The organism is bacterium (assembly GCA_020440705.1).
Taxonomy (GTDB): domain Bacteria; phylum Krumholzibacteriota; class Krumholzibacteriia; order LZORAL124-64-63; family LZORAL124-64-63; genus JAGRNP01.
The window spans coordinates 1-2,543 of sequence record JAGRNP010000230.1; the positions used below are offsets into that span (position 1 = coordinate 1).

4 protein-coding genes are annotated in these 2,543 nt (G+C 68.4%); 2 read left to right on the top strand and 2 right to left on the bottom strand.

The genetic code is table 11. From position 1 onward, the window contains the following. Positions 1-927 (bottom strand): UbiD family decarboxylase (locus tag KDM41_17900; protein ID MCB1185296.1); only part of this gene is annotated, 927 nt, incomplete at its 3' end. A 183-nt stretch (positions 928-1,110) separates the two neighbouring features. Here KDM41_17900 and KDM41_17905 point away from each other — a divergent pair. Continuing rightward, on the top strand, positions 1,111-1,614 hold the full coding sequence (locus KDM41_17905; protein ID MCB1185297.1) for a hypothetical protein: 504 nt from the start codon (positions 1,111-1,113) through the stop codon (positions 1,612-1,614). 30 nt (positions 1,615-1,644) lie between these two features. Here the strand turns inward: KDM41_17905 and KDM41_17910 are convergent, their stop codons facing one another. Then, positions 1,645-2,016 carry a nuclear transport factor 2 family protein gene (locus KDM41_17910; GenBank protein MCB1185298.1) on the bottom strand — a complete coding sequence of 124 codons (372 nt, stop codon included), beginning with the start codon at positions 2,014-2,016 and terminating at the stop codon, positions 1,645-1,647. Between the two features lie 218 nt (positions 2,017-2,234). Between KDM41_17910 and KDM41_17915 the strand changes: the two genes are divergently transcribed. Beyond that, a partial coding sequence (locus tag KDM41_17915; protein MCB1185299.1) for a hypothetical protein occupies positions 2,235-2,543 on the top strand: 309 nt, incomplete at its 3' end.

Genomic DNA, 2,543 nt, shown 5'->3' on the forward strand with positions numbered 1-2,543 from the left:
GCCCTCCATGCGGCGCTCGTGCGGGTCGACGTAGCCCTCGATGATGAAGTCGGCGTCGGCGGGCACCTCGAGGTCGCAGGTCACGGCCTTGCAGAAGCGGATGGGCTCGCCCGTGAGGAAGCCCGCGAAGAGGGCCTCGTCGATGTCGGGCGGCAGGGGCGCCGTGGCGGCGTAGGTCATCACCGGGGGGCCGCCGATGGCCACGCAAACCGGCATGCGCTCTTCACGCGCTTCGTACTCCGCATAATGTGCGGCGCCGGTCTTGTGCAGCTGCCAGTGCATGCCGGTGGTCTTGCCGTCATACACCTGCATGCGGTACATGCCGATATTACGCCGCCCGTTCTCCGGGTTCCGTGTAATAACCAAAGGCGTGGTAATATACGGCCCGGCGTCGCCCGGCCAGGTGGTCAGCACCGGCATCAGGTCGAGCAGGCCGCTCTTCTCCAGGTCGGCCCCCTGGTAGACCACTTCCTGGCACGGACCCTTGCCCACCGACTTGGGCGAGGCGCTGCCCCAGTCCTTCAGCTTGCCCAGCATCTGGATCTTCTGCCACAGGCCCTCGGGCGGACCCATCTTCAGCGGCTCCTCGACCTTGGCCACGGCCTCGGCCACCGTCTCGCAGCCCAGGGCCCAGGCCATGCGCTGGTCGCTGGCGTAGAGGTTGATCAGCAGGGGGACGGGCTTCCCGTCCGGCCCGCGGGCCTGTTCGGTGCGGCCGCGGGCGGCGCTGTACTTGCCGGGAACGGGGTTTTCGAAGAGCAGGGCGGGGTTCTCGCCGTTTTTCACGAATCGGTCGGCGATCTCCGTCACCTCGAGCACCGGGTCGACCGGCTCGGAGATACGGATCAGCTCGCCCTTCGCCTCGAGGAACGCCACGAAGGCGCGCAGATCGTGGACCGGGATGCCGGCGGCGTTGGTCTTGGGCATGGTCGTCCTGTCGCGGGATCAATGGTCCGGGGTGGTGTCAGCGGAAAACTTAGCATTGGGGCCCGCGAGCGGCAAGCAGGGGCGGAATGCCTGCGGACGGCCCGTGCCTGTTTCGGTTGGACAGCGGGCCGGGCCGGTGTACCATCATTCTGCTCGCCCGCTTTCAAGAAAAGGGGCACCCCTGTGAACATCCGAACCCTGAGCTTCATTCTCGCCCTGGGCACGGTCCTGGCCGCGACCCCGGCGCACGCCTTTGACGGGGACCGACGCGGCTTCCTCCTCGGCCTGGGCGCCGGCTACGGCTCCGCGGAAGCCTTCAGGAACACCGACAAGGGGACGGCGACGTCGTTCAAGATCGGCGCCGGGCTGAACGACAGGACCCTGCTCTACTATTCCAACCGGGTGGTCTTCTTCTCGCAGCACGGCGACGTCGACTATCAGGGCATGACCGCCGCCGGCGTCTCCTTCTACCTGCAACCCGACCAGCCCTCGTTCTTCTTCTCCGGTGAGCTCGGCGTCGCCGCAAGGCGTTCCCGTCGCGGCACTTCCAACCTCGGCTTCACCGTGGGCGTCGGCTACGAATTCACGCGCCACCTCAACTTCGAACTCAACTACATGAACGGACCCATCGACGAAAGCAGCGAACTGAAGAACTTCACGGCCGTGCTCAGCTGGATCTGGTACTAGCCGACGGGTGCCCACCAACCGGCGGCCCGCCTACTCCACCGGCCTCTGCCACATGTCGTACGCGATCCGCCACCGCCCGTCGAAGTCCCGCTCCCAGACCACCAGGTACCCGCCCGACGCCGATTGCGTCTCTCCGTCGCCCTGCCGCCAGCTGTTGTGCCAGGTGCCCGTGTCCACGGCGAGGTCGCCGCGCAGGTCGATCCGGCTCGACTTCATCTGGTGGGTCAGGTTCTCGCGGCCCGCGCGCGGCGCGAACCAGCTGGCCGCCTTGTCGGCCCCCACCAGCTCGCGGCCGGGCGGCAGCAGCACGGCGTCCACAGTATACAGCGTCCGGATCGCGGCCGTGTCGCCCTGGCAGTACGCCGCCGAAAAGGCCCGGCTCGCGCCCTGAATGGCGGCCAAATCGGCATCATGGCTCGTATTTTCTTGCGCCAACGCACCAGAAGTGAGCGCCAACACAGCCAGAACCTCCACCGATATCCAAAACATCGCCAACTTCCGACCGGTCATGCCCTGCATCCTTCCCGGGGCCTCGCGCGGCCCCGTCCGATCCCGTATACTGAGTGCGGTGCGCCGCACCGCCCGCCACCCCCGCGGGTCGGCGCCCAGGAGGGAAGACCATGTCCATCCGTCCCGTCAACATCACCCCGGGCACCGGCGCCCGCCACCGGCCGGCCGGCCTCGTCGCCCTGGCCCTGACCGCCCTGCTCGTCGCGGCCTCCGGCTGCGGCGACGACACGGTGCGCGCGCCGGGCGATCCGGTCGTCTGCACCGCCGAGGTCGTGCCCGGCCTCTACATCGACATCACCGACGCCGCCACCGGCCGGCCCGCCGCCTGCGGGGCGTCCGTGGTCATCAGCGACGGCGCCTATGTCGAGACGGCCACCGACTTCTGCGACCAGGCCTTCGGCCCATTGCCGCCCTCGTGG